Source organism: Paucilactobacillus nenjiangensis, assembly GCF_008632615.1.
GTDB lineage: Bacteria > Bacillota > Bacilli > Lactobacillales > Lactobacillaceae > Paucilactobacillus > Paucilactobacillus nenjiangensis.
This window is the reverse complement of the sequence record NZ_CP043939.1, coordinates 196049-221781: the sequence shown is the minus strand read 5'-3', so window position 1 is coordinate 221781 and position 25733 is coordinate 196049. Positions and strand designations below refer to the sequence as shown.

Annotated in this window: 23 protein-coding genes and 1 pseudogene; 8 read left to right on the top strand and 16 right to left on the bottom strand. The window is 37.7% G+C overall.

Annotation, left to right across the window (positions count from 1 at the left end; all coding sequences use genetic code 11):
• Positions 1 to 138: 138 nt before the first annotated feature.
• Genes F0161_RS01100 through F0161_RS01090 form a run of 3 tightly spaced genes read right to left on the bottom strand, consistent with a single transcriptional unit; the run spans position 139 to position 3305 of the window.
• Positions 139 to 1857, bottom strand: coding sequence for an ATP-dependent nuclease (locus F0161_RS01100; RefSeq protein WP_190318890.1), 1719 nt, complete (start codon positions 1855 to 1857; stop codon positions 139 to 141).
• Between the two features lie 25 nt (positions 1858 to 1882).
• On the bottom strand, positions 1883 to 2383 hold the full coding sequence (locus tag F0161_RS01095) for a DUF536 domain-containing protein (protein ID WP_150203266.1): 501 nt from the start codon (positions 2381 to 2383) through the stop codon (positions 1883 to 1885).
• A complete protein-coding gene (locus tag F0161_RS01090) occupies positions 2376 to 3305 on the bottom strand; it encodes a replication initiation protein (RefSeq protein WP_150203265.1) in 930 nt (309 codons plus the stop codon). Before F0161_RS01090 ends, F0161_RS01095 begins: the two co-directional genes overlap by 8 nt.
• Before the next feature lie 223 nt (positions 3306 to 3528).
• Here F0161_RS01090 and F0161_RS01085 point away from each other — a divergent pair.
• Positions 3529 to 4658: pseudogene (locus F0161_RS01085) on the top strand (IS256 family transposase).
• A gap of 208 nt (positions 4659 to 4866) precedes the next feature.
• Here the strand turns inward: F0161_RS01085 and F0161_RS01080 are convergent.
• The 3 genes from F0161_RS01080 to F0161_RS01070 all read right to left on the bottom strand — a co-directional run bounded on the left by F0161_RS01080 (position 4867) and on the right by F0161_RS01070 (position 8020).
• Positions 4867 to 5277, bottom strand: a complete 411-nt coding sequence (locus F0161_RS01080) for a MerR family transcriptional regulator (protein ID WP_150203263.1) — start codon at positions 5275 to 5277, stop codon at positions 4867 to 4869.
• 24 nt (positions 5278 to 5301) lie between these two features.
• On the bottom strand, positions 5302 to 5856 hold the full coding sequence (locus F0161_RS01075) for a TMEM175 family protein (protein WP_150203261.1): 555 nt from the start codon (positions 5854 to 5856) through the stop codon (positions 5302 to 5304).
• Positions 5857 to 6121: 265 nt separating this feature from the next.
• The gene (locus F0161_RS01070; RefSeq protein WP_150203260.1) at positions 6122 to 8020 is read right to left on the bottom strand and encodes a M13 family metallopeptidase; all 1899 of its coding nucleotides are present in this window, start codon (positions 8018 to 8020) and stop codon (positions 6122 to 6124) included.
• A gap of 166 nt (positions 8021 to 8186) precedes the next feature.
• On the opposite strand from F0161_RS01070, the gene F0161_RS01065 reads away from it, so the two are divergent.
• The 3 genes from F0161_RS01065 (at position 8187) to F0161_RS01055 (ending at position 10208) form a co-directional block, all read left to right on the top strand.
• Positions 8187 to 9041, top strand: a complete 855-nt coding sequence (locus F0161_RS01065; RefSeq protein ID WP_150203258.1) for an NAD(P)H-binding protein — start codon at positions 8187 to 8189, stop codon at positions 9039 to 9041.
• Positions 9042 to 9061: 20 nt separating this feature from the next.
• Positions 9062 to 9490, top strand: coding sequence for an Rrf2 family transcriptional regulator (locus F0161_RS01060; RefSeq protein ID WP_150203256.1), 429 nt, complete (start codon positions 9062 to 9064; stop codon positions 9488 to 9490).
• A 115-nt stretch (positions 9491 to 9605) separates the two neighbouring features.
• Positions 9606 to 10208 (top strand): sugar O-acetyltransferase, encoded by a 603-nt coding sequence (locus tag F0161_RS01055; RefSeq protein ID WP_150203254.1) that lies wholly within the window; start codon positions 9606 to 9608, stop codon positions 10206 to 10208.
• Between the two features lie 99 nt (positions 10209 to 10307).
• Here the strand turns inward: F0161_RS01055 and F0161_RS01050 are convergent, their stop codons facing one another.
• From F0161_RS01050 to F0161_RS01020, 7 genes are all read right to left on the bottom strand, one after another.
• Positions 10308 to 10463: a FeoB-associated Cys-rich membrane protein gene (locus F0161_RS01050; RefSeq protein WP_150203252.1), complete on the bottom strand. Its 156-nt coding sequence runs from the start codon at positions 10461 to 10463 to the stop codon at positions 10308 to 10310.
• Positions 10463 to 12577: a ferrous iron transport protein B gene (gene feoB, locus F0161_RS01045; protein ID WP_150203250.1), complete on the bottom strand. Its 2115-nt coding sequence runs from the start codon at positions 12575 to 12577 to the stop codon at positions 10463 to 10465. Before feoB ends, F0161_RS01050 begins: the two co-directional genes overlap by 1 nt.
• Positions 12578 to 13060 carry a FeoA family protein gene (locus F0161_RS01040; RefSeq protein WP_150203248.1) on the bottom strand — a complete coding sequence of 161 codons (483 nt, stop codon included), beginning with the start codon at positions 13058 to 13060 and terminating at the stop codon, positions 12578 to 12580.
• 463 nt (positions 13061 to 13523) lie between these two features.
• Positions 13524 to 15059 (bottom strand): zinc ribbon domain-containing protein, encoded by a 1536-nt coding sequence (locus F0161_RS01035; RefSeq protein WP_150203247.1) that lies wholly within the window; start codon positions 15057 to 15059, stop codon positions 13524 to 13526.
• Positions 15060 to 15074: 15 nt separating this feature from the next.
• Positions 15075 to 15938, bottom strand: coding sequence for a zinc ribbon domain-containing protein (locus tag F0161_RS01030; RefSeq protein ID WP_150203245.1), 864 nt, complete (start codon positions 15936 to 15938; stop codon positions 15075 to 15077).
• A gap of 259 nt (positions 15939 to 16197) precedes the next feature.
• Entirely contained in the window at positions 16198 to 17511 is a 1314-nt protein-coding gene (locus tag F0161_RS01025) for an NCS2 family permease (protein ID WP_150203243.1), read from the bottom strand.
• 38 nt (positions 17512 to 17549) lie between these two features.
• Positions 17550 to 18857: an NCS2 family permease gene (locus F0161_RS01020; RefSeq protein WP_150203241.1), complete on the bottom strand. Its 1308-nt coding sequence runs from the start codon at positions 18855 to 18857 to the stop codon at positions 17550 to 17552.
• Positions 18858 to 19175: 318 nt separating this feature from the next.
• Here F0161_RS01020 and F0161_RS01015 point away from each other — a divergent pair, with 318 nt between their 5' ends.
• The 3 genes from F0161_RS01015 (at position 19176) to F0161_RS01005 (ending at position 21042) form a co-directional block, all read left to right on the top strand.
• Positions 19176 to 19988 carry a polysaccharide deacetylase family protein gene (locus tag F0161_RS01015; protein WP_190318889.1) on the top strand — a complete coding sequence of 271 codons (813 nt, stop codon included), beginning with the start codon at positions 19176 to 19178 and terminating at the stop codon, positions 19986 to 19988.
• Positions 19989 to 20220: 232 nt separating this feature from the next.
• On the top strand, positions 20221 to 20754 hold the full coding sequence (locus F0161_RS01010; protein WP_150203238.1) for a polysaccharide deacetylase family protein: 534 nt from the start codon (positions 20221 to 20223) through the stop codon (positions 20752 to 20754).
• Positions 20755 to 20763: 9 nt separating this feature from the next.
• A complete protein-coding gene (locus tag F0161_RS01005) occupies positions 20764 to 21042 on the top strand; it encodes a polysaccharide deacetylase family protein (RefSeq protein ID WP_150203236.1) in 279 nt (92 codons plus the stop codon).
• A 76-nt stretch (positions 21043 to 21118) separates the two neighbouring features.
• Here F0161_RS01005 and F0161_RS01000 read toward each other — a convergent pair whose 3' ends face one another.
• Genes F0161_RS01000 through F0161_RS00990 form a run of 3 tightly spaced genes read right to left on the bottom strand, consistent with a single transcriptional unit; the run spans position 21119 to position 23930 of the window.
• Positions 21119 to 21406 carry a hypothetical protein gene (locus tag F0161_RS01000; RefSeq protein ID WP_137602484.1) on the bottom strand — a complete coding sequence of 96 codons (288 nt, stop codon included), beginning with the start codon at positions 21404 to 21406 and terminating at the stop codon, positions 21119 to 21121.
• Positions 21406 to 22743: a vWA domain-containing protein gene (locus F0161_RS00995; protein ID WP_150203234.1), complete on the bottom strand. Its 1338-nt coding sequence runs from the start codon at positions 22741 to 22743 to the stop codon at positions 21406 to 21408. Before F0161_RS00995 ends, F0161_RS01000 begins: the two co-directional genes overlap by 1 nt.
• Complete coding sequence (locus F0161_RS00990; protein ID WP_150203232.1) at positions 22743 to 23930, bottom strand: ATP-binding protein; 1188 nt, start codon at positions 23928 to 23930, stop codon at positions 22743 to 22745. Before F0161_RS00990 ends, F0161_RS00995 begins: the two co-directional genes overlap by 1 nt.
• Positions 23931 to 24082: 152 nt before the next feature.
• Here F0161_RS00990 and F0161_RS00985 point away from each other — a divergent pair, with 152 nt between their 5' ends.
• Positions 24083 to 25462 carry a glutamate--cysteine ligase gene (locus tag F0161_RS00985; protein WP_150203230.1) on the top strand — a complete coding sequence of 460 codons (1380 nt, stop codon included), beginning with the start codon at positions 24083 to 24085 and terminating at the stop codon, positions 25460 to 25462.
• Positions 25463 to 25733: the final 271 nt, after the last annotated feature.

Here is a 25733-nt window from a genome sequence, read left to right as displayed (position 1 = left end):
TAAATTAAAATAGCCCCCAATATCTATAATGTAGATATTGGGGGCTATTTTAACAATGATTTTGAGGGGCGATTTGTTAATTATGGACCTTGTTATTATGAGAGTTTCACTAATAGGTTTTTATTTTTCATATTGCTTTCAAATGAAAAAGGTACTAATTTGATTTATAAGTGTATGAACAAACTCTTTCCCATTATCTGATAGACATTTTTCAGGATTAGGTGATACACATAAACTTTCAGCTAATTTTGTCTTAATAGCATCTTCGGTGTGTTGGTCAAACTCTTTCCCTACTTCGGGCAGTATATTACTCATTTTTTTAGACCACTTTATTTTTCTATTACAATTATCTAGTTTAGCTTTGATGTCAATATTTAAAAAATCATGACAAGTTAAACTTATGAATTCATTTGAATATAGGTCCTCCAATTCCACTTCTGTTTGAAACTCTTTTTTAGGTATATATGAAAATTGATTAGGAGCTAATTCTTGCTTATCTAACAATGATTTTATTACTTGCGAAGCAGGCTGATCATGATCTACTACAATAAAATAATTGACCATAATATTTTGAAATATTTGAACTTTAGCCTTAATTCTTTTAACACCATGTGCAGGAATTATTGGTATCTGACCAGAATTAAACTTATTTTTTAATGCTTGACTCCCAAAAAGTTTAATAAAAGTATAAATAAATTTTTGATCAGATACTCCTTCAACCATCAAGACACTTTTGGCGTTGATTAAATTATCTTCCACTTCAACACCTAAAATATCCCGTATTTCTTTTATAGTTTTGGCCTTTCTAACTGAACCATTGTTAACAATTACATTACTACTTTCATCATTTTTATTAACAAAAATGGGATTATGAGTAGCAACTATAACTTGGCTTTTAGAGGACAAATCAGTAATAGTTTTTTGTAATCTGTGAATAGCCTCTGGATGAAGATGTGCTTCGGGTTCATCAATAGCAAGAATTGAATCTTGAGATTCTTCGTTATTTTTCGCTAACAAGGCTAATGCGAAAAGACTTTGTACTCCATCACCCTTATTTTCTAATAATGTTTCTGTTCCTGAAGAAGTGATATAAAGGTTTGAATTTCTATAAGAAAAATATGGCCTACGATATGGAGAAATGTTATTTATTGCGATTCGAACATCTGAGACTTTAGGAAGCCATTCAGCTAATTTAGGGGTTATTGAATCGGCTATATCATTCACAGCATTTTGTTCTAATTTGAATAGCTTATCTGTTAAATCTTTATATTCTTCATCGTGAATAGTTTTGTTGATTGCTAGACGTAATTCTGAATTTATTATATTTTGAAATGTATCAGCAGTTCGTACAGCAGGAACATACGTAAAATTTATGTTTCGAGAAACAAACTTGATTATATTCAATATTTTACTCTGCCAATTTTTTCCTCCCCGCTTAGCAACCTGAATGTTTAAAATATTATTATCATCATATGAAAAAATCAGCGTTAATGAGTTATTAGTTCTCAAGTTTAGACATTCATGAAAATCTGAAATATCAGTGCTTGATAATTCAAAATGTAATTGAATTTTTGTAACGCCCTTTTTTTTACTATCATGATTTTTAGGAAAATCAAGATCGTAAGAATAGGCGTTGCTTGAAAATCTAATCCTAGCAGTATTCCAGCCATCCTTTGTAGGAGAAAGGTTTTGTAAAGCTATATCTTTCATATTCCCCATTGCCAAATTCAAGGCACGAATTAAATTACTTTTGCCTTCATTATTTTTACCAACTAAAACAGTATATTCACCCATAGTAATATTTTTTGCACCTAGAATACTCCTATAATTTGAAACGGTGAATTTTTGAATACGCATATTTGTGAACTCCTTTAAGAAAATATCACCAAAAATGCCACCAGTTTTTATGTATGGTCTCTTTTTGGTCATTTTCTTGTCGTTTTTTAGGTGGCTTAGGTTTTTCAAGTAAACTACTTAATTTTTTGTTTTCTGCCACTGTTGCTAATTGTAATTGCTGTTGCTGGTTTATCAATTTTGTTAGATATTCTATTTGTCGGTCTTTGCTACTTATTTGCTGATCTTTGGTAGCAAGCTGTTTGTCACGTTGAGACTTTAAGTCTGCTACTTCTCTTCTTAGAGTAGCGATTAGCTCATTATTTTCTTTGCTAGTCTTTGTCGTTTTTTTACTACCTGTTTGTTGACTATTTGCTACCAAAGTCTTTGCTACTTTACCTCTAATAATTCTTTCAGCTGTAAGGCTGATCACGTTTTTACCTTGACTATATTTTTGTCGGTTCTTTGTTGGTAGTCTTTGGTAGTGGTATTGAATAGTTTGTTTAGAGACCTTTAATTCATCAGCAAGTTCTCTAATAGTTTTAGGCATGATTTCCAAACCCCTTTCGGAGTTCAGCAAGTGCTTCTTTTCGTGCTTGATCTCTTATTTTTTTATCATGTTCGGCTTGTTTGACAGCCAATGCTTGCTTTTCAGTAGAACCTAGAGTTAACCCCTTAACTTTATCAATGGCACGCCATTTTTCCTGTTCTGTTAATTCACCATTATGCTGAATGTTAAAGAGTTTTTGACGTTCATCTTGAAATTGACCTTGTGAGAAGTCATTAGCGTTTTTCTTTTCAGACTTCCAAGTAAAAGAATACCCAATCACTGGTTTTCCGCGGCCTTTACCATATTTTTTTCTAACCGTTAGGCCTCTAAAAAGAGGCGTAAGTTCCTCTTTGATGGGTTTTAAAACGGATTGATTTATATTGCTACTTTTATAGCTTTTAGGGACATCTAATAGCTCGTTAAAGTCTGCAACTGAAAAGTAAGCGTACCCAGTAGTTCTAAATTGTTTTAGTAACCGAAACATGGTTTTTGCGTAGCTACTTTTTAAATCTCTGAATTCTGATAAAGCATAACGAACCCAACTTTCCAGCTCATTTAATAATTTTATAGCTTTGGGGTAAATTTTAATATCAACATAAGGATCATCAGCATGGCCGTTTATCTCAAATTCGGTAAACATAACAAAAAATTCACGATGCAGCCCATCTTTACTACGCCTTCCAAAGCGTAAGCCTAAAATTTTTTGATAAGTACTTTCAATATCGTCAATAAATCGGTTATTTGCTGTAGGTTTATATGCACTTAATTCTTTTAATTGATTAAATGAAAACCTTACAGTTTCGTCACCCTTGTCACGCATTCTAGAAACTATCGAGAAGAATAAATTCATTTCAACAGGAGTGAATTTTCGAAGTGGGATTGTATTTAATTCAGGATCATATTTAACAATTTCATTACTCAAATGAAGCACCTCTTTTAATGAATATGGTTTTATGAATATATAATACTACAAAACTCTATCTATAAACAGACAAAACTCTATCTATAAACAGACAAAACTCTATCTAGAGAGCGTAAAATATCTTGTGTAAATGCATAAAAGATTTCTGAATTGTATAGAAATAGGGAATGCCTTCCCTTATGATATTTAGTAATCACAGAAAACATCACAGGAGGCATTCTCCATGAATGAACTTACCACAGAAATTATCGCTGCACTAGCCCAAAAGCAAGATTTGGACGAAGTTTTTCGTCACCACCTCGACATTGCGATTAACCAGCTGCTTCAAACCGAATTGGCAGAGTTTTTGGGTTACGAACGCTACTCATACGCTGGGATTAACACTGGTAATAACCGCAACGTCAGTTATGAGCGCTCGTTTGATACGAAGTACGGCCAACTTAACTTAACCATTCCTCGAGATCGCAATGGCCGGTTTGAAAATCATACCTTGCCAGCCTACGGTCGGCACAGTGATAATTTAGAAACAACGGTCATTCAGTTGTATACCAAGGGAATTACCACTGCTGAAATTGCCGAACTTATTGAGAAAATGTACGGTGCTCACTACTCCAAAGCCACGGTTTCCAACATGACTAAAGCCGTCAATGAACAGGTTCAAGCTTTCCAGCAACGTCGACTGGCTTCACAATATGCGGCCATCTTCTTAGATGCCACTTACTTGCCGTTAAAGCGGGATACCGTTCAAAAAGAAGCCGTTCATATTGCGATTGGCATTCGTCCAGATGGTACGAAAGAAGTGCTGAACTACCAAGTGGCGCCAACGGAATCGACTGGAATCTGGACTGAACTGCTGGAACCTTGATCAAGCAGGGCGTTAAAGATGTGCTGTTGTTTGTGGACGATGGGTTAGTTGGTTTGGATGAAGGCTTGAATCGGCATTTCCCTAAAGCCAAACGACAACGTTGCCTGGTTCATGTTGGGCGGAATCTGATGAACAAAGTTCGCGTAAAAGACTGCAAGGCCGTGATCAGTGACTTTAAACAAGTTCATCGGGCCGCCAACCGTGAAGCAGCCGAACTGAAACTGAAGGAGTTCGCCAACAACTGCCATCAGACCTATCCCAAATTAATCAAAGATCTGCTTAAAATGCCGAATTTACTCACTTTCATGGACTTTCCACCAGCTATCCGGCAATCACTATACTCCACTAACCTGATTGAGAACTTTAATAAGCATCTCAAGCGCACCACCCACCACAAAGAACAATTTCCAACGGAAGATTCACTGGATCGCTTCCTGGTTTCTCAGTTTAATGTTTATAACGAGAAGTCTCTGAATCGGATCCACTGAGGGTTCAAAGGACTCCAGGACACCTTGGAAGCATCATTTATTTAAGTTAGATACATATTATATGTACGAAGGCATTTCATTTACACAAGATTCTTGACGCTACCGGTACTCTACGCCGTTACTTAACTTTACTGTTTTCATATTTGATGCCTCCATTTATATTTCTAGGTTAGTGTAAACCTTGGAGTCTACTTCAAGGCAAGCACTTTTATAATTTTTCTTTCCAAAGTGGATCTGGATTAGTTTTACCATCCGCAAATAGCGCCAAATGTTCGTCATACGTATCAATTTTAAAGCTCAATAATTTGCGAACATCGGTCAATTCTGCGATTTTTTGGTCAATTACTTCAAGTTGATCATTTAAAATTGTTTTTTGTGCATCTTGGACATCCTTTGTGCGATTCATTTGAGCCAGAGTGGCAAATTCAATTAGCGATTCAGTTGTCAGTCCCGCATCTCGTAGGCGTTTCACTAAATAAATCCAATTTAAATCTCGAACTTGATAATCACGATAACCACTATCATTGCGAGTTACCGGTGGAATTACCCCAATTCTTTCATAATATCTCAATGTATCTGCCGTTAAATCAAATTTAGCCGCTGCTTCTTTTATATTCATATTGTTGTCTCCTCGTTAATTTGTTCAAGCAAAGCCGATTCCAATTGTTAAACTCGCAATGAAAATTGAATACAACATTGCTGGTGGAAAAATAGTCAACGCTAGTATTAACCCAATCACTTTGATTCCCAAATCTATGAGAACCACTCGATTGCTAGCGGTGTAAAGTAACTTAAAGGTAGCCTCTGGATTAATTTTGCCAAGATTCAAGAAAAGTGCCACATTTAATAATGAGATGATAATCACGATTAACCCATACAAAACTTGGGCAGTAGCATTATCAAAATTGTCCGACACCAAACTGGTGGTATATGGAAACAGTGAAGCAAAAAATAATAAAACGATGGTTAGGTAAACTGTTTGCATATTAATCACTTTGACATGATGCCAGTTATTATGGTGTGATACCCACATTAGGCCAATCCAAAAAAATGAAATGGCGTATGCAAAGAAACTATCATGCAACAGCCACAAGCCATGCCAAGTGACCTGGTCCGGCTTATTTAATTCCAAAACTAAAATGGTCATAATAATCGCTAAAATTGCATCTTCAAATGCCGTAATCCGTTCTTTTCCCATATCTACTCCTCCAATATTTGCCTTTATTATAAACCTTGGAGTTAACTATAAGGCAAGAAGAAAATGAACATGGGGAATACCTGTAGCATGATTTGCTAAAACGTGCTCTTCGAGCCAGCTCATGCGCTTAACGGATAGTCGAAACGTGCTTAAACAATCAGATTGCTCACCTAACTAAAATAATCGTAGTGCTAAAATTCAGCACTACGATTATTTTCCGTTAGTTACTCACAATCTAAACGATTGTTTTCGCACTCTTTTCTCACTACCATATCTTCACTCTCTCACCCTCATCAAGGAACATAGCGTCACCTGATTTGATGTTAAAAGTGGTAAAGAAATCATCTAAATTTTGGACTTGGACATTTGCACGTAATTTAGCAGGAGCATGGACATCGATAGACAATAAGAGTTGCATATATTGTTCGGTGGCTTTCATCCGCCAAATTTTTGCCCAATTAATAAAGAAGGCCTCAGTATCTAAATCAGCTTCAGATTTAGCAGCTTCCAGAGCACAACTCAACCCGCCAGCGTCGGCAATATTTTCAGATACCGTGAGCTTACCATTTACTTTTTGACCAGCGAATTCAATTCCATCGAATTGATCAATCATTTGCTGTGCCTTATTTTTAAACTGTTTTGAATCTTCATCAGTCCACCAGTTATTCAAATTACCATACTCATCAAATAACGAACCATTATTATCGAAGGCATGTGATATTTCGTGAGCAATTACGGACCCAATTCCACCATAATTAGCGCTGCTGCTTTGTTTTAAACTATAAAATGGTGCTTGCAAAATAGCAGCTGGAAACACAATGATATTTTTAAATGGATGGTAATATGCATTAACCGTAGCAGCACTCATTTCCCAACGGTCGCGTTCAACTGGCTGATTCCATTTACTGTACATATCAGCAGTTTCAATTTTATTAAAGGCCAACAGGTTGGTTAATAATGGTTGTGTATTGTCAACAATCAAACGATCATACAAAGAATTCACTTTATCAGGAAAACCAACTTGAATACCTAACTTGCTTAATTTTAGTACTGCTTTCTCGCGGGTACTTTCGCCCAGCCAAGTATTATTCGTGAGTCGTGATTGATAAACACTAATCATTTTTTCAACCATCTGATGAACGTCATTCTTAGCTTCTTCACCAAAATACTTGCGGCCATAATAGTCGCCAACGACTTGATCAAATTCACCTTTGGCTAAATAATATGCATATTTTTGTTGTTTCATGGGTTCTTTACTGCCAGACAATGAACGACTGTATTCGCCACTAATGCCACGCAATTCATCCGTCAAATAGCCACTCAACCCAGCGACTGTCTTAGCGATCATCCAATTTTTGAATTCCGCAAAATGCGCGTCAGTTAATATGCCGGCAATTGCTTCAAAATATTTTGGCTCCATGACAATAATTTTCTCTGGTTCCGCACCAACTAATTGTTTTGCCACTGCGCCTAAATCAACGGTTTGACTATGTGCTGTAAATTCAGCAAACGTCTGTGGATTATACATTTTACTATAATCTGCTGACTCTTCCGCGCTCTTTACATTTGGAACAAGTAACGCGTCAAAAGAAATTGCCTGGTCAATGATGTCAGTCGCTTTGGCAGCATTATATCCTGCACCTTTCAAAAGCTTTTCCATCATCGAACGATAAACGGTAAACAGTGCTTCTTTTTGTGGATTACCATCTTCATAGTAAGTTTTATCAGGCAAAATTAATTTTGGAGCGGCGGCAAATAAAGCATTCACCGTGGCATTTTTCATATCTGCATCAATATCAAAATTGACTGGGCTAGGTAAGCCAGTCAAAATAAAATCGGCCCAATTTATTTGATAGTCTGCGAGTGAATTTAACGCTTCGATTCGTTGCAACACGGCTCGCAATGGAGCATTTCCTTCCGATTCACGACGTTTGAAGTCCAACGCTAATTGATACAATTCAACGGATTGGCCTAGTGCACCAGAAACGTTTCCCTTTGCTACGAAATCATTGAAGTCTTGCATCATTTGTTTATCAATATCGTCAACTAAGTCATTAAATCCACCCGTTGCTGGTTTGTCTGCTGGAATTTCGGCGGTCTTGATCCATTCGCCGTTTACTGCTTCATATAAATCATCTTTAATCAGTTCATTATTAACTGCCATGTGTTTGCCCCCAATGTTTATTTTGTTGTCTATTATACTCGTGGCAACGATTTTCGTATATTAATAACCACAATCTCAATTTTACACTTGACACTTTAAAAGTAACAGGTTATATTAATTACACAAGTTACTTTGAAAGTAACAAGACGAAAGAAGGATATTTATCATGACAACTTATGCAATTACAGGTGCAACTGGCAAATTTGGTCAGGTCGCACTGAAAACCTTAGCCTCACTCGTTTCAACTAGCAATATCATCGCTTTAGCTCGCAATACCGAAAAAGCTGAAGAACTGGTACCAGCTGGTGTAACCGTTCGTAAGGGTGACTACACGGACCAAACATCATTAACGGCGTCACTAACCGGCGTCGACAAGTTATTATTTATTTCATCACAACCAGGTGCTGAGGTTTCTCGTGAGCAACAACATGCCAATGTCGTTGTGGCTGCCAAAGACGCCGGCGTTAAATACATTGCATACACCAGTTTCCCGGATGCTCCACACGCCACGACTCCACTTGCTTTAGACCACGCTTTCACTGAAAAGGCAATTTCAGATGCTGGCATCGCACATTCATTTTTACGTAACAACTGGTATTTAGAAAATGAACTTGGTACAATCAAAGGAGCTGTTGCAGGACAACCATTTGTTTATTCTGCGGCCGATGGAAAAGCAGGCTGGGCGCTTGAAGCATACTATGCGGAAGCTGCGGCGAGGGTATTAGTTGCTGATAATGCCAAAGATATCTATGAATTCTCTGGCTCATTCGCTACTTATGCTGATTTGGCATCTGCTACTAAATCGGCTTCTGGCAAAAACTTTGATGTGCTTGCTATTGATGACCCTGCCTACACTGCTGGGCTTAAAGACGCCGGTTTAGATGATGATACTGCCGCTTTAGTCACAATGTTCCAAACTTTAATTCGCGATGGCAACCTAGATGTTCCATCAACTGATTTAGTAGATGTGCTCGGTCACCCACTTCCTGAATTACGCGATCAACTTAAAACAATTATTTAACAATCATTGAGGTATATATTATGAAATATTCCCACAAATTAAGTGATGCAGTGCACGTTTTGTCTTACGTTGAGATATACAAAGACGGTGATTTATCCAGTAATGCAATCGCCGATAGTATCGAATCTAATCCGAGTTTAGTTCGCCGTTTGATGTCCTCTTTAGTTCAAGGTGGTTTACTAGAAACTCGGCCTGGATCAGTTTCTCCAAAGCTGACGTGGCCAACTAACCAAATCACACTACTCGACATTTACAATGCAATTGAAATTGATCATAATTTTTTACACGTTGACGAAAAAACTAATCCGGCCTGTGTCGTAGGTGGGAATATTCAAGATGCTCTCAATGATGTTTATGCTAAAGTACAACAAGATGCCGAAGCTAGCATGCAGCAAGTAAAACTTTCTTCAATTATTGACGACATTTTGATAAGAAATGCAAATAAATAGGTGTTGAAGCCTTGTAATTCTTAAACGATTGCAAGGCTTTTTTTACGCTTAAAATTTGAATAAAACATGGTAAACTGAATTCATACAAAAAGGACACCTCGAAAGGAGCTACACTATGAGCTTGACAGATAAATTTAAATATATGGTAACCGGTCAACCTTATGACGATTTGGATTCCCGCCTTGTTGAATTGCGTAAATTGGCAACCATTAAAACTCAAAAACTGAACAGTGAACCCAATATATCTAAGAAAAACGCTTTATTAGGATCACTGCTGAAACATGTTGGAAAAAATATTATCATTGAACCCAACTTTAGATGCGAGTTTGGTCGCAATATTTCGCTTGGTGATAATTTTTATGCCAATTATGATTGTGTCATGTTAGATGGAGCTCCGATTACGATTGGTAATAACGTTTTGCTTGGCCCAAAAGTTGGATTGTACACTAGTAATCATCTTTTTGACTCAATCGAACGCAAAAATGGCGGCTGTATCGCCAAACCAATTATAATTGAAGACAATGTTTGGATTGCAGCCAACGTTTCAATTCTACCCGGGGTCCATATTGGTACAGGCAGTATCATTGGCGCTGGTAGTGTAGTTTCACATGATATTCCTGACAATGTGATTACAGCTGGTAACCCATGCAAAGTGCTTCGGCCAATTTCTGAGACGGACAAAACTGGATTTGACGGCCACGATTTCGAAATGAATTAAATTAAAATGAACGTAATGAAAAAATGATGCTTATCCAATTGTTTTGGACAAACATCATTTTTTATTTACACAAGGTAGTGCGATTTGTTCAGCACTATATTATTTATTTAATATTTTACTAACCTGAGTCTGGTCAATTAATGGACAGCCAACATTGGAACAATCATCACATCCACTAGCACCACTAAAGAAGTGGCGATAGACAACATAAGCAACGGCAGCAAAAACAATTGCTGCAACTATAATAGTCGACATTAAATTACCTCCTTTTGATAAACCAAGTTATTATCATCCAAACTCTTATCGCGTTTGATGAATAAGCCATAAACAATGACGGCGACTGCCGTGAATAATTCAATGGCGCCAATCACAGAAATGGCACCAGTCACCAGTAACGACGTTTGATAAACAATTAATGCAGCCATGTACGCAATTAAAGTTTGATAACCAATCGCCCGTAAGGTCCATTTAGTATCGCCAAATTCTTTATACATCGTTCCGATTGAAGCAAAACAAGGTGCACACAATAAGTTAAAGACAAGAAATGCGAATCCAGCCATTGGTGCATAAGCGGCACGTAAAGTATTCGCAAATCCAGCTCCCCCACCAAAAGTAATATGGAAGGTAGTAACACAATTTTCTTTGGCAATTAATCCGGCAATCACCGCCACGGCAGCGTGCCAGTCACCAAATCCAAGTGGAGCAAAGATTGGGGCAATGACCATCCCCATATACCGGAGAATACTCTGATTTTGATCAACCATTTGCATTTTAAAATTGAAACTCGATAGGAACCATATTCCAACGCACGAAAGAAAAATAATGGTCCCGGCTTTTTTAATGAACATCGAACCACGTGACCACACACCACGCCACGTATTATCAAGGCGAGGTAAATGGTAGGCTGGTAATTCCATCACAAATGGAGAGTGATCACCTTTAAACATTTTCGTTTTCTTTAGAAAAATACCAGAGAAGATGACCGCCATGATTCCCATAAAATATGATGTTGGTGCCACCCATGAATTATGTGGAAAGAAGGTCCCTGACACTAATGCAATCACTGTCAGCTTTGCCGAGCAAGGCATAAAAGTAGTCAACATAATGGTCATTTTACGATCAGATTCATTTTCAATCGTCCGAGTGGCCATGATTCCGGGTACTCCACAACCGGTCGAAATCAGCATTGGAATAAACGATTTTCCGGATAAATTAAATCGATGAAATACTCGATCCATCACAAATGCAATTCGTGCCATATAGCCACAATCTTCAAGGATACTTAAACAAAGGAAGAGCATTAATATCTGTGGCACAAATCCTAATATTGCCCCGACTCCGCCGATAATTCCATCAACAATTAGGCCAATTAGCCATGGCTGAACCTTAATAAATTCCAAGAAATTGGTCACAGAGTTAGGTACCCAATTGCCAAAGACCACATCGTTAACCCAGTCACTACCAATCGTTCCAATCGTTTGAATTGATAAATAATACACTGCCCACATAATGACGACGAAAATTGGCAAGGCTAGCCACCGATTGGTGACAATTCGGTCGATTCGATCACTCATCGACATTGTGAAATCGTCGTTATCTATAACACTCATGTTAATGATTCGCGCGATATAGTCATAACGTGCATTAACAATAATACTATCGCTATCGTCATCAAAAATTCGTTCGGCCATTTTAATAATATTATTAATGTCCTTGAGCTGAGTATCTGAAAAACGCATTTCAGCTAGAATGTTTTCATCGCGCTCAAACAATTTAATTGCAAACCAGCGTGCCTGATTATCTGGCACTTTTCCGACCAGCTTCTTTTGTAGCATTTCAATGGCTGACTCTAAGCGCGGATCATATTGTGGGGTTGCATAACCTTTAATTTCACTATGTAATTGGGTAACTAATTTCTCAACATTATCTTTTTTTAATGCACTAATGCTCACCACTGGAATGTCCAGGATGTAGGCAAGTTTCTTGATATTGATACTGCGATTTTTTTGCTTATCCAGCAAATCCATCATATTCAGTGCCATCACGACTGGCACGCCCGTTTCCATTAACTGTAACGTTAAATAGAGGTTTCGTTCCAAGTTTGTGGCATCAACCACATCAATGATGCCATCGAGCCGAGTTTCGAGAATATAATTTCGCGTCACAATTTCTTCCGAACTATATGGCGACATCGAATAAATTCCTGGTAAATCTTGAATTTCTACGCCAGAGTCCTGCTTTAAGCTACCAGCTTTACGTTCAACCGTCACCCCCGGCCAATTGCCAATATGTTGATTTGAACCTGTGAGCGCATTAAATAAAGTCGTTTTACCGCTATTTGGATTACCAACTAAAGCAAAAGTACTCATTTAACCCTCACCCACTTTCTCCACCAGAACGTTACTGGCATCAGCTTTGCGCAGACTTAATTTATACCCACGAACGATAATTTCGACTGGATCACCTAATGGTGCCACATTGTTAACTTTAATCATCGTTCCTTTTGTGAGTCCCATATCCATCAGACGTTTGCGTAACTCCTTGCCACCTGTCATCTTGGTCACAATACCTGAATCACTAATCGCCAAATCAGATAACGAGTGTAAGTCTGCAGTTTCTTCATCCGACATGTTCCGAACTACAATCCGTTCCGCAATGTCATCACTGATAGCTAACCGTTGACCTTGAAAAAAGATTGTCAACCCAGTGGGCCCGGATGCCGGTGTGATAATCGTAATACTCTTACCGGCAATCATCCCCATCTCAGCCAATCTACGAACTAGCTTATGATCTCCCAGGACCTTGATGATGACATATTTTCCACGACCATTTAATTCAGATAATGTTTTCATCGCTTACTCCATGTTCTATGTATATAGCTTAATTTCTCATGATTTTCTCATTTTCGACACTGACCGTCAACCTAAATTAATGTCGTTAGCACAAAATCGCTTATCATAACAAGGTTTGTACATCTTTGCACAGTTAAAATGTTATTTAGTTTAGAATCGATATAAAAAGAAATTGTGACATAAGCCGTTCAACTCTTGAGGATTGCTACGACGTCCATTGAACTACGGCAAAGTTCGCCAAGTTCCAATGGCGATTTCGAATGATGAATGATTTGAAATTTGAATCGTTCATCATTCGTGATTAACCGTAGCCACTGATACTTGTTACTTTAGCAGCTTAGTATCATGGACATCGCAGAGAGAGTTGGCTTATGAAACCGATTATAGAAAAATATTTTTATCAAAAAAGACCGTAATACAAAACGTCAGTTTTGTATTACAGTCTTGGGTAATGATTATTAGATTAATCGCTACTTTCATCGGAAACAAGTTTTGATGGATCAATACTTGTAATCTTGTAGCTACTACCTGATTTAGCAACGTGCGCCACATAAGAATAAACCTGTGTATGTTCTCCAGAACCGGAGTCTGAATTGTCATAGAAGGTATATTTTACATTGTAACTAACTTGCGCTAAATTTTTCTTTTCTGGTACAACATGGAGTTTAGAAGCTTCATACGAAACACTTTCGATACCAGAATCATTTTTATAACCCTTAGCCATTTTAACTAATTCTGAGTAGTCTGAATTACCAGTTCCATTAACAAAGAGAGCAGCAAATTCTGACGCGTTATCGTTATCACCAGTCGATGAAATATTATCCACATATTGGAAAACTTCGTTGAATAAACTTTCCGCATTGCTATGTGAAGTTACGCCTGGGAAGCCAACACTAACTTCTTCACCATCATCATACGAACTGATAGTCTTAGTATTTGAAGTAATGGTCTGCCCATCGCCAGTCTTATATTTCAAGTTCAACTTCATGCCGCTCGTCCAAGGCTTGTCGGTAATTGATAAGCGTCCAGTATCATCAAGCGTACCCACCTTTTTACCGTTAATATAGGCCACTGCATTAGCATAACTGGTCACATCAAATGAAACAGTTTGGAGGGACAAATCATACGGATAACTACTATTCGTTAAAATATCATTATCGTTGTCATTCTTCATTGCATTACCACTAACCGTACCAGTTGATTTTAAATTATATGTTCCTGGCACTAACGGTCCAATTGATTTCGTGTAATAAGAACTCGTCGAGGTCCCAACTTGTTTGCCATCGAGATAAAGTTTGATTCCTGAGTGATTAGTTTTCAACGTCGCATAAACTGGCGTCACCTTAATCTTATATTTGGGGAAGAAGAGTAAAACTTTTCCATCTTGAACATAAGTAAATTGACTCATGGCGGTGCCTGTATAATTACCAGCACTCAATTCGCTTTTCATCGTGGTTGCCTTATTGGGATTAGCCTTTAAGTACTTCGTTAATGGTTTAAGTGATTTATCAGTAATGGTTAATTTAGTCGTTGTAGATTCAAAATCTTTAGAAATGCCTTGCTTGCCTTTTTGAATGCCCATCATGGTTCGATTCAATTGATTTTCAGGTGAATAATAGGTTTTACCACCCACATAACCAATAATTAACAAGACTACGACTGCAATCGCAGCGTAGACTTTCCAAGAATATTTCTTTTTGTTTGTGGGACGCTTAGGCGTCTCGTGAACAGTATTTGCAGCAATATTGTTTGACTGGTTTGTTGAACTAACAGGCTGTTGTACTGGATCACTTTGATTTGAAAATGGATCTTTTTTAGGGTTAGTCGAGTCGTCCGCGGCTGCTACAGGCGTATCAACTGGTTGGTCTGCTTTTTCTTCAGCTTGTTTGTTAAAGAAATCCCGAACATCAAACCCACATTTACCACAAAAAATTGCACCTGGTTCAAGTTTTGCACCACAATTAGGACAAAACGCTTGGTTATCGTCTTCTTTTGCCATATTTAAACCTCCCAATTATATTCCAAATAACGCACTTGAGAATAAGCTAGAAATTTCAGAAGTGATTGAACTAAAGACTCGCTCCAACTGTTGAGTTTCGTAACCGGTATAACCCCTGAAGACCACATAACTAATTATTAGGAAGATAACAGAGATTAAAACCACTTTGTAAAACGAATCCAGTTTAGTACTCGTATCAGTCGCAGCGTTCACGGCTGCCGATAATAAGAAAACCGTCCCTTGAAACGATGCCAAGATGATGATGAACATCAGTTTGTAAATAAACGATTTGAAGCTATCTTCACTACTAGTCATTTCCGTCAAAGTTGGAAATAGAAAAGTTGTCAGAATCATTAGCAAAGAAAATACTAAGGTAAAATTCAAATTATGCGCAATTGTATTCGTATATTCAAAAAACGTTTTATTGCCACTCTTTTTTTGAAATAGATACCCGACTGCTAGTTTAGCTGCATATAAAACTGCGTAGGCGATAAATAGGACCACGAACGTTCCAACCGTCACGAATTTTAATGAGCTTGAATATGTCGAAATTCCGTTTTGAAAATAACGGTAAATTAAGTAAAAGACAGTTGAATTTAAAATAGCTAAAACTACAAATGACACCAATCCAAAATAAGCATGGGCCGACTCACTTGCTTGAAATGGATGTTTGATTGATTCCACTAACCACGACCAATAATTAACCGCAAAGCCTTTCGTCTTTTCCGCAGTTCCAGCTACATTTGGCGTTGCTGTGCCAGTACCAGTCGTTTGATTAGTCACATTTTGCGTGACTGTTTCTTCAACAGGCGTACCACACTTGATGCAAAAATTTGATCCTGCCGGTATTTCAGCACCACAATTTACACAATATTTCATAATTTGGTTCCTCCCAGTTGTAACGAATTATTGTGAGCACATTGCTCGACAAATTAAGCTTATCACAATATTAATAGTCTTTTTTAATTTTTTATAAATTTTGTCGTATTTTTTGGTATTAAAACTTTATTATTTATGCAATTCGTTAATTGCCTGTCCTCAGCTTGTAACAATTCATGAACAAAAAAGTTCCATCCAAATTAACAATTTGAACAGAACCATTTTTTAAATTCACTTTGGCAATTTGAATTTTCAATTGTTAAGCTTGCGCGTTTAAAATCCACATGAAGCCGATAAACACAAAGAATAATACATACATTAATGGATGAACCTCTTTGCCTCGCTTAGCAGCAATCATGGTGATTGGATACATAATAAAGCCGAGAGCAATTCCGTCTGAAATACTATATGTTAATGGCATTCCTAAGACAATTAAGAATGAAGGAATCGCAATTTCTAACGAAGTCCAATTGATATTTTTTAAAGATTGGGCCATCAATACACCAACAATTATCAACGCTGGTGCTGTTACTTGAGTGGTTACAACGGTCAGTAATGGCGAGAAGAATAATCCAAGAATAAATAACACACCTGTGGTGACTGCAGTGATTCCTGAACGACCCCCAACTGCGATACCGGCAGACGATTCAACGTATGCACCAACGGGTGAAGTCCCTAATACAGATCCAGCCAACATCGCTGTTGAATCTGACATCAAAGCTTTACCTACACGTGGCATTTTATTATCTTTCATAAAACCAGCCTGTTGGGCCAAGCCAACCAATGTTCCAGCAGTATCAAAGAAAGTAACCAACAAGAACGTTAGCACTACCACTGCGAGTTGAATGGTATTAATATCCCCAACATGCATCAAAGCTACGCCAAAAGTTGGTTTTAAACTTGGTGCACTAGCAATTAAACTAGATGGTAAATCAATTAAGCCCGTTGCAATGCCTAGTAATGAAGTTAGCACCATCCCAACAAAAATTGCACCCGGAACTTTACGAACCATTAAAATTGCCGTGATAATCAAACCAAAGATTGTTAACCAGGTCGTTCCAACACTTAATGATCCCAGCCCAACAACTGTTGATTTGTTAGCCACAATCAAGCCACCATCATTTAAGCCAAGGAATGCTATAAACAAGCCAATTCCACTTGAAATGGCAAATTTTAAGTCACTAGGAATTGCATCGATAATCATTTCTCGTAATTTAAAAATAGTAATCAACAAGAAAATAACCGAAGCGACAAACACACCTGCTAACGCCGTTTGCCAAGGAACCTTCATTCCAATGACTACAGAATAAGCAAAAAATGCATTAATTCCTAACGCTGGAGCGGTCGCAATGGGATAACGTGCTAACACTCCCATTAAAATACAGCCAATTGCACTGGCCAGTGCGGTTGCCGTAAATACGGCCCCCTTATCCATCCCCGCGGCACCAAGAACACTGGGGTTAACGAATAAGATATAAGCCATCGAAATAAAAGTCGTAAAGCCGGCTAAAATTTCTGTTTTGTAGTTAGTGTGTAACTCATCTAACTGAAAATACTTTGTAATTGCAGACAAAAACCAATTCCCTACTTTCAAATAATGTTAAAAAACTATTATACATTTAATATCCACATAAATCCGATGAAAACAAAAAATAATGCAAACATTAGTGGATGAACTTCTTTGCCGCGTTTAGCAGCCAACATCGTTATTGGGTAAACAATACATCCAATCGCAATTCCATCAGCAATACTATAAGTCAGCGGCATACAAATCAAAATCAAGAATGAAGGAATCGCAATTTCCAATTCACTCCAATTAACCTTAGCCATCGATTGCGCCATCAAAACACCGACAATAATCAATGCCGGAGCCGTCACTTGTGTGGTTACTACGGCCAACAAGGGTGAAAAGAACATTCCTAAAATAAATAAAATTCCTGTCGTAACAGCGGTTAACCCTGAACGGCCACCGACTGCAATCCCCGCAGATGATTCAACGTACGCACCAACTGGTGAAGTTCCTAAAATTGATCCAGCTAACATCGCTGTTGAATCTGACATCAATGCCTTCCCAACACGGGGCATTTTATTATCTTTCATGAAGCCAGCTTGTTGAGCCAAGCCGACTAAGGTTCCAGCAGTATCAAAGAACGTCACTAGTAAGAACGTCAGGACGACCACGCCTAATTGCAGCGTATTAATATCTCCAATATGAGCTAGAGCAACACCAAAAGTTGGTTTCAAGCTGGGAGCACCAGCAATCACGCTTGATGGTAAATCAATCAAACCGGTAAAAATTCCAAGTAAAGCAGTTAAAAACATCCCAATAAAAATAGCTCCAGGTATCTTTCTAACCATTAAAATAGCAGTTACAAATAATCCAAAAATTGTCAGCCATGTTGTCCCTACATTCAAGGCACCTAAGCCCACAACGGTTGACTTGTTGGCAACAATTAAGCCACCATCATGCAATCCAATAAAAGCAATAAATAATCCAATTCCACTTGAAATGGCAAATTTCAAATCACTGGGGATGGCGTCAATAATCATTTCTCGTAGTTTAAAAATTGTGATTAACAAGAAAATAACCGCAGCAACAAACACGCCAGCTAAGGCAGTTTGCCAAGGAATACCCATTCCAATAACTACAGAATAAGCAAAAAATGCATTAACACCTAATCCTGGGGCGGTGGCAATAGGATACTTAGCCAATACTCCCATTAAGATACAGCCAATTGCACTTGCAATCGCCGTCGCAGTGAAAACCGCTCCCTTGTCCATTCCCGTTTGACCAAGGACACTTGGATTCACAAACAAAATATATGCCATCGAAATAAAAGTCGTAAAGCCAGCCAAAATTTCTCTTCTTACATTTGTATTCAATTCATCTAATTGAAAATAATTCTTAATTGCTGACAAATCAATTCCCTACTTTCTGGTTTAAATACGAACAATAATACTAATATAGTTTATATCATTCGGAAATTGATTTCAATACCATTTTGTTAACAAAGTTGCTATTTAATAAAAATGTCATTCTGCAAATTTCATGACAATGTCAATTAAAGATCTATTAAATAACTAGTTTGTACTTATCGTTTTAAATGCAACGTCTCACGATACTTTTTTCGTGATTATTATGACTGACTATTGTAGAATTAACGATAGTAGCAGTTGTTAATATTTAACATCCGGTATCTTTTAAATACAAATCTTGGTATGGAGTACATTGGGACTATGAAAAAAAGTAGGATTTTAATCGGGTTAATTAGTATTGTCATTATTTTATTTGGTGTTGTAACATTTGCCTCTCACGCTCATAGCGAGAAGTTAAGTGCTGAATCGTCAGCTCGGAGCAAAATGAGTTCTAAAAAAATAGCCAGTTCACGCGTGTCATCTTCTTCAAGTAGTGCCAAAGTTGCCTCAGAAAAGGCAAACGATAGCATTATCTATCTTACTTTTGATGACGGACCTCAAGAAAGTACAACTCCACAACTTTTAAAAATCCTCAAAAAAGAGCAAGTCCACGCTACCTTTTTCGTGACAGGCCATGGCCCAGATTCACTAATCAAGCAAGAATACGAACAAGGTAATGTAATTGGATTACACACGATGACACATGATTATGCGACAGTGTATGCCTCACCTGCTGCATACTTTAATGACCTGCAGCAAATTAGTGATCGTGTTTACCGTCTGACTGGTGAACGATCAATGATGGTTCGGGTTCCCGGTGGAAGTGCAAATCAGGTCAGTCATGGTTTGATGCCACAAATTTTACCGCAACTAGTGCAAAAAGGTTACAAGTACTTTGACTGGAATATCTCTTCTGGTGACGGCGGCTATGAAGCCACTGCAGAAGAACCATATCAACACGTAACCACTACGCTTGTTCCACATTCAAAAAATGTTGTCCTGATGCATGACACTAAACAAACTTCAATTGATGCCGTACAACGGATTATTGAATTTGGTAAAGCTAATGGCTATAAATTTGAAACTTTAAATATGAATAGTTGGGCACCTCAACAAATCTCAATGCCCCAATAATTTTTCAGCCATAATTGTAAGACGATTATGGCTTTTTGTATGTATTTTGAAAACTTTTATATAACTTAGTTAAAAACCATTAATTTACTTAATTTTCTAAATAAATCTTTTTTATCACGGTATATTTTACTAGTGCACCAGCCCTAATATTACGGTACAATAATTTTGGTCAACACTATTTATTTTTAAATAGAAATCGATAATATCTTGGGATGGAGTATCAATTGGGAATATGAGGAAAAATATTTTATTGGGATTAATTGGGGCGTTAATATTATGTTTTGCGGCAGTTGCATTTGCCACTACGACAAATACTAACAAGTCAGCTAAAGAAACAAGCACTTCAAAGAACAGTACTAAAAGTAGCTCTAAACAAGCAGCAACATCAAGTAGTAGTTCATCAAGCAGTTCGTCAAGTTCATCAGATGATGGAAATGATAATGTTATTTATCTAACTTTTGACGATGGACCAAGCGATACTACTGCCGCACAGTTACTCGATATTTTAAAGGCTAATGATGTGAAAGCAACCTTTTTTGTCACTGGTTATGGATCTGATGATTTAATTAAGCGTGAGCATGATGAAGGCCATCAAATTGGATTACACACTATGACGCATAACTATTCGTTAGTCTATTCTTCAGTGGATGCCTATTTTGATGACTTAAAGCAAATTAGTGACCGAGTTAAACGAATTACCGGTCAAAAATCCATGATGGTACGTGTTCCAGGTGGAAGTTCAAACACAGTGAGTGCTAATTATTAACCTGGAATCATGCATTCCATTTTGCCGAAGTTAACTGCTAAAGGCTATCAATATTTTGATTGGAATATTGGTGCAGGCGATGGTTCAGTTCAAACCAATGCCGACCAACCCTACAATTGCGTCACCACTACATTGATTCCACACGCTAGAAACGTTGTCTTGATGCATGACACTAAACAAACTTCCGTTGATGCAGTTCAACGCATTATTGATTTTGGCAAAGCTAACGGGTATAAATTTGAAGTTCTCCAACAAGATAGTTGGCCTTCACATCAAGTTATCAAATAACCAGTTCACATTAACTATAACTAGACTAAAAAACAACTAGACTAAAAACACGATTTCAAATTGAAATCGTGTTTTCTTATTCAAACTTACTTAGTAATTCAGTCTTAGCAACACCGGATAACCATTGATCATGTTGCACCACAAATTCTTGTACGGACTGATAATCAGAAAAATCTTTTGATCCCTGAATTAATCCAGCCTGTTGCAGCTTACGAGCAAAAATAATATCGCCGGCTTTAATTTGATCACTAAACAATTGATTACCTTCTGTATCCCATTGTTCTAGTAATACTTTAACGGCGCGCTTATATAAATAATCGTGTGACAAAACTGATTGTAAATCATTTGGTTGCAAATCTATCATTATTTTTTACCTACCAATCTTTGATAATTTCCGTCTTCTACCAGTGTTGAAACTTTGCCCATTGGCTTTTTCACTGATAATTCTTGAACGGCCGTGGACAATATCCAAAGTACATTTGAAAAATGAAAAGTCTGTAGCTTAGACTCTCCCCAGCCATCGGTTAAAATAATTGCTAGAGTTGAGTCATTATTAGCATGACGCCGATGTAAGTAATCAAAAATTGACTGAAAGCTAGTTCCCCCGCCACCCACGCGTTCAAAATTAATTTGATTACGCGCTTCGATGGTATATTTATGGTCTTCATGGACGATTGTATCAAAACTATACACATCAATTTTGGCATCGTAAATTGCTAGTAAACCACGCAGTTCATTTAACAAATAAGCAATCTCTTTTTCACCCATTGAACCTGAGTTATCTATAAATACATCAATATTAATAACCAAATTAGTAATTTTACCGGGCAAATCCATTCTGACTGGCTGTCGTCGATTAAATCGACTATATGAATTGCGTTTACCTAAAGGCATTTTCCCTAATGACTGTTTGATTAATGCTTTCCAATTTAAACTCGGTTGAACCTCAATTGATTCTAATTGTGCGATGATATCACCAGGTAATAGGCCGCGTTGCTTATCTGGTACATTTTTCCAGGCTGAGCTGAGCATTTGCTGTAAATTGGCCGTCTGCTCATTCAGATTATCTTGACCAACCATCTCTTCCCAACCAAGATGGACGTCAGTTTGGTTATTGTGATCTTGGGCTTTTGGAACAGCTTCACCTTCGTAATCCAATCGTTGCTTTGTCTCTGAGGCATCTTCATTAAAATCGGCATTTTCAATTAATTTCAAATAGCGTTGAGAATCTTCATGAGTGGGCACCTGTTTGCCAATCAGCGTTGTCAATTCTTCCTTCGTCATTGTTCCCGCCGGTGCATCAGTCAAATATTGGTTAACTGCAACATCAGTGGCCATGGTGACGTTATTTTGGTGAGCCACATTGGCATAGCGTAACGGATGTTGCCAAACTAAATGGAGCACTTCATGCTTTAATAAATCGAGCAAATCTTGAGAACGTTGTAATCTCGACAGGCGACTTGGGTTAATTTTTAATTGAATCTGATCATTCTTCCAATTAATGCCCATCATACCATTCAGCTTAAAGTCATATGCCCGAGGTATTTGAATTAAGACTTCACCAAATAACCGGTCTTCCTCCAACAACTCCATCACGACTGAGCCAATCCATTCATCTGCAACATTTTGTAGATCGACTTCTTGGTTGGAATTCAATGCATGTAATTTATCTTTTAAATTATCTTGTAGCTTCGTACTCACTAAATATCATCCCCAGCATCGTTTCGTGTTGCAATTTTTCCGAAGTAACGATACAAACTTGCCACAGATTCCGATTGTAGATTACTAAACATTGGCTTCAATATGTCAGCTAGATGCTCAATTTGACCGACTGTTTGTATGACCACATACTGACCGTCCGGACTCATTTGTTTTAGCAATTGCTGAAAGTAGTCTGCGTTCCGACTATCATCCAGTGGATATTCTGCCACTTGCGTTAACCAGCTTTTTAAAAGTTGTTGCTTTTGGACTTCGTCTAAACTGGAAAATTCAGACAACGTAGTTTCAAAATCAGCTGAGGCAAGGATACTTTCAGGAGTCAATTGATTCCCCTGTTGCTTAACGAAGCTGTTAAACGCACGGCCAACCAGCTCACCTAAATCGCCTTTAAACAACTCTAATTGCAATTTTGAACGTACTTCAGGTGATTGATTATCTAATTCAAACAGGCTGTCTGACACTCGCTGCCATGCTCTAGGAGTTGGAAATAAGTCATCCCCATGCTGTTTAGGGCTTAACATATCAGGTTCTTCTTCAATGAAGGCTTGAACTAAAGGATGGATATTTTCATGTCCATCTTGTCCATTGGCACGAGCCCAACTCAGCCAATCACTGGCAGAAACGCGCAAAACTAACCGAACTGTCCGATCTTTAATGGCGGTATCTCCAGCCGTGACCCCATAGTTAGAATCTTCAAAACCAGCCATCGTGCTATCGGGATTCTCCGCAATCACAATTTGAACTTGTTCGGGTAATTTCAAAGAATTAATTTGTCGTTGCAATACCAGATTCATCAATTCACTTTGAACTGCTTGGGTACCACGATTAAATTCATCTAAAAACCAAATAATTTTTACGTCTGGATGTAATTCAGCTTGTTTAATTATATCTACTAATGTTTCGGAGTACCCAAATTTTACATTGGCTAACGAACCATAATGTTCTGTTTCCACAAAAGAATTATCTGTTAGCGGTGGTACAGGAATTGCTAAATCACCCTTTTCGGACAAACTCACAACGGTGGTATATAGTTTGGCTTGCAATTCTTGAGCGACTGTTTCGACTAAAGCGGACTTACCAATCCCGGCTTCCCCAACAATATTAGGAACGTTGCCAGTTTTTAAAACCACTTTTACCGCTGTTAACATGTCTTGATATGATAATGACATTTTTTCGACCCCTCACCTATTTTTCTTATACCGGTACCGTACCATTTCAAGCGCCTTTAATGCAATAAATTCTTGTTTTTCAGCTAGTGTCAGCGTAGAATGTTTAAAAATTAAAGAATAAGTACATAGATTGATTGAGGAATTGATTACTTATGTTTGATCAAATTGGAAAAATAATATTTGATAATGAAATTGTTGCTACAGCCAGTGACTTTAATATGGGAATTGAAGTTGAAATGCATCGCGTGAATGCAGATGCCAGCCTTAGCACCAGCCCATATCCAAGTGCAATTGGTAGTCAGCGAAAGAATAAATATATTAAGAATGACTTTCTACAAATGCAGACGGAAATTATTACACCCACAACGACCCATTCTATTGACGCCATGCATTATTTAATGCAATTAAACGATACTTTGCGTAATGCACTTGCCAAAGATGAAATGCTCTGGGCACTGAGTATGCCGCCAGTGTTACCTGAAGATAAAAGTGAGATTCCAATTTCGGATGTTGACCCAGAAAAGAAAGAATATTACCGCCAATGGTCCAAAATTCATGGAATTGAATCCGGTATTCCAACTGGCGTCCATCTAAATATCAGTATTAATCAACAAGTGTTAGAGGCAGTCTGGTGGAATGTTCGTAATGAAGGCACTTTTTCAGAAGCTGAAATGATTAATCATTTATATGAAAAAATCGTGCAAGGATTTATTCGGTACGAGTGGCTGTTAACGTATCTATTTGGCAATAATCCCATTGCTGAAAAAAACTTTTTTAATGACAATGAAGGACCCAACCATCCTGTTAGAAGTATCCGCGAATCCCACTTTGGACTTGGAAACAAATTAAAAGGTGATTATTCGTCCGTTGCCCATTATGCTCAAGGTATTCAAAATGGAATCAAATCTGGGGAGCTTCTGAATGAGGCTGAATTTCACGGCAGCATTCGTTTTAAGAAAAATGGGAAATCAATTGACGAAGCACTAAAATCAGGCGTTGATTATATTGAATTACGAATGCTTGATTTAGATCCAACCACTTCGGTTGGCGTTAGGACTTCGACCATCCGCTTCGTACGTATGATGTTGACTTATTTCATGATGACACCGGCTTTGACCGAATCAACCAAAATGCCAGAATTTTTGGCTGAAGGTATGTATATGAATGAAAATGTTGCATTGGAAAATCCAAAAAGTAAAACCCAATATCAAGCTGAGGGGCAAGTCTTTCTCGACCAATTACAAGATTTTGGTGCAACAATTCATTGGGGACCTGAATATAAAGAAGTACTGGAAATGATGCAAAATCGCTTGGACAATACCAACTTAACTCCCAGTGCTAACTTAACGGATCACATTCAAAACGGTTCCCTCGTTCCCTATGCATTACAAATCGGTGCACGTTACCAAAACCGTGCTCACCGTAATCCTAATCCATTTAAAGGTTTTGCTGATAATCCCGAAATGCCTGTTACCGAACTCAAACAAAAGCTCTTTGATAAATCTAATAAACCGGTAGAATATAAGGAGTAGAGTGAGAGATAACTTGGGAATATTTAAGCACTAACCTAAGCAAGTTGAATTACGTTTTTGGTAATTTAACTTGCTGTAGTTAGGCGGAGAATATTGATTTATCGAACACGTTTGGAGTAGAGTGAGATTGCAATCGAGAGATTGTAAGCATATCCTAAGTTAATCGGTTGGCGAACTGGGCCAATTGATTAACTGTAGATAGGCGGAACAATCTGATTGCAGAACACGTTTTTGAGTGAGAGATAAATTGGGAATATTTGAGCACTAACCT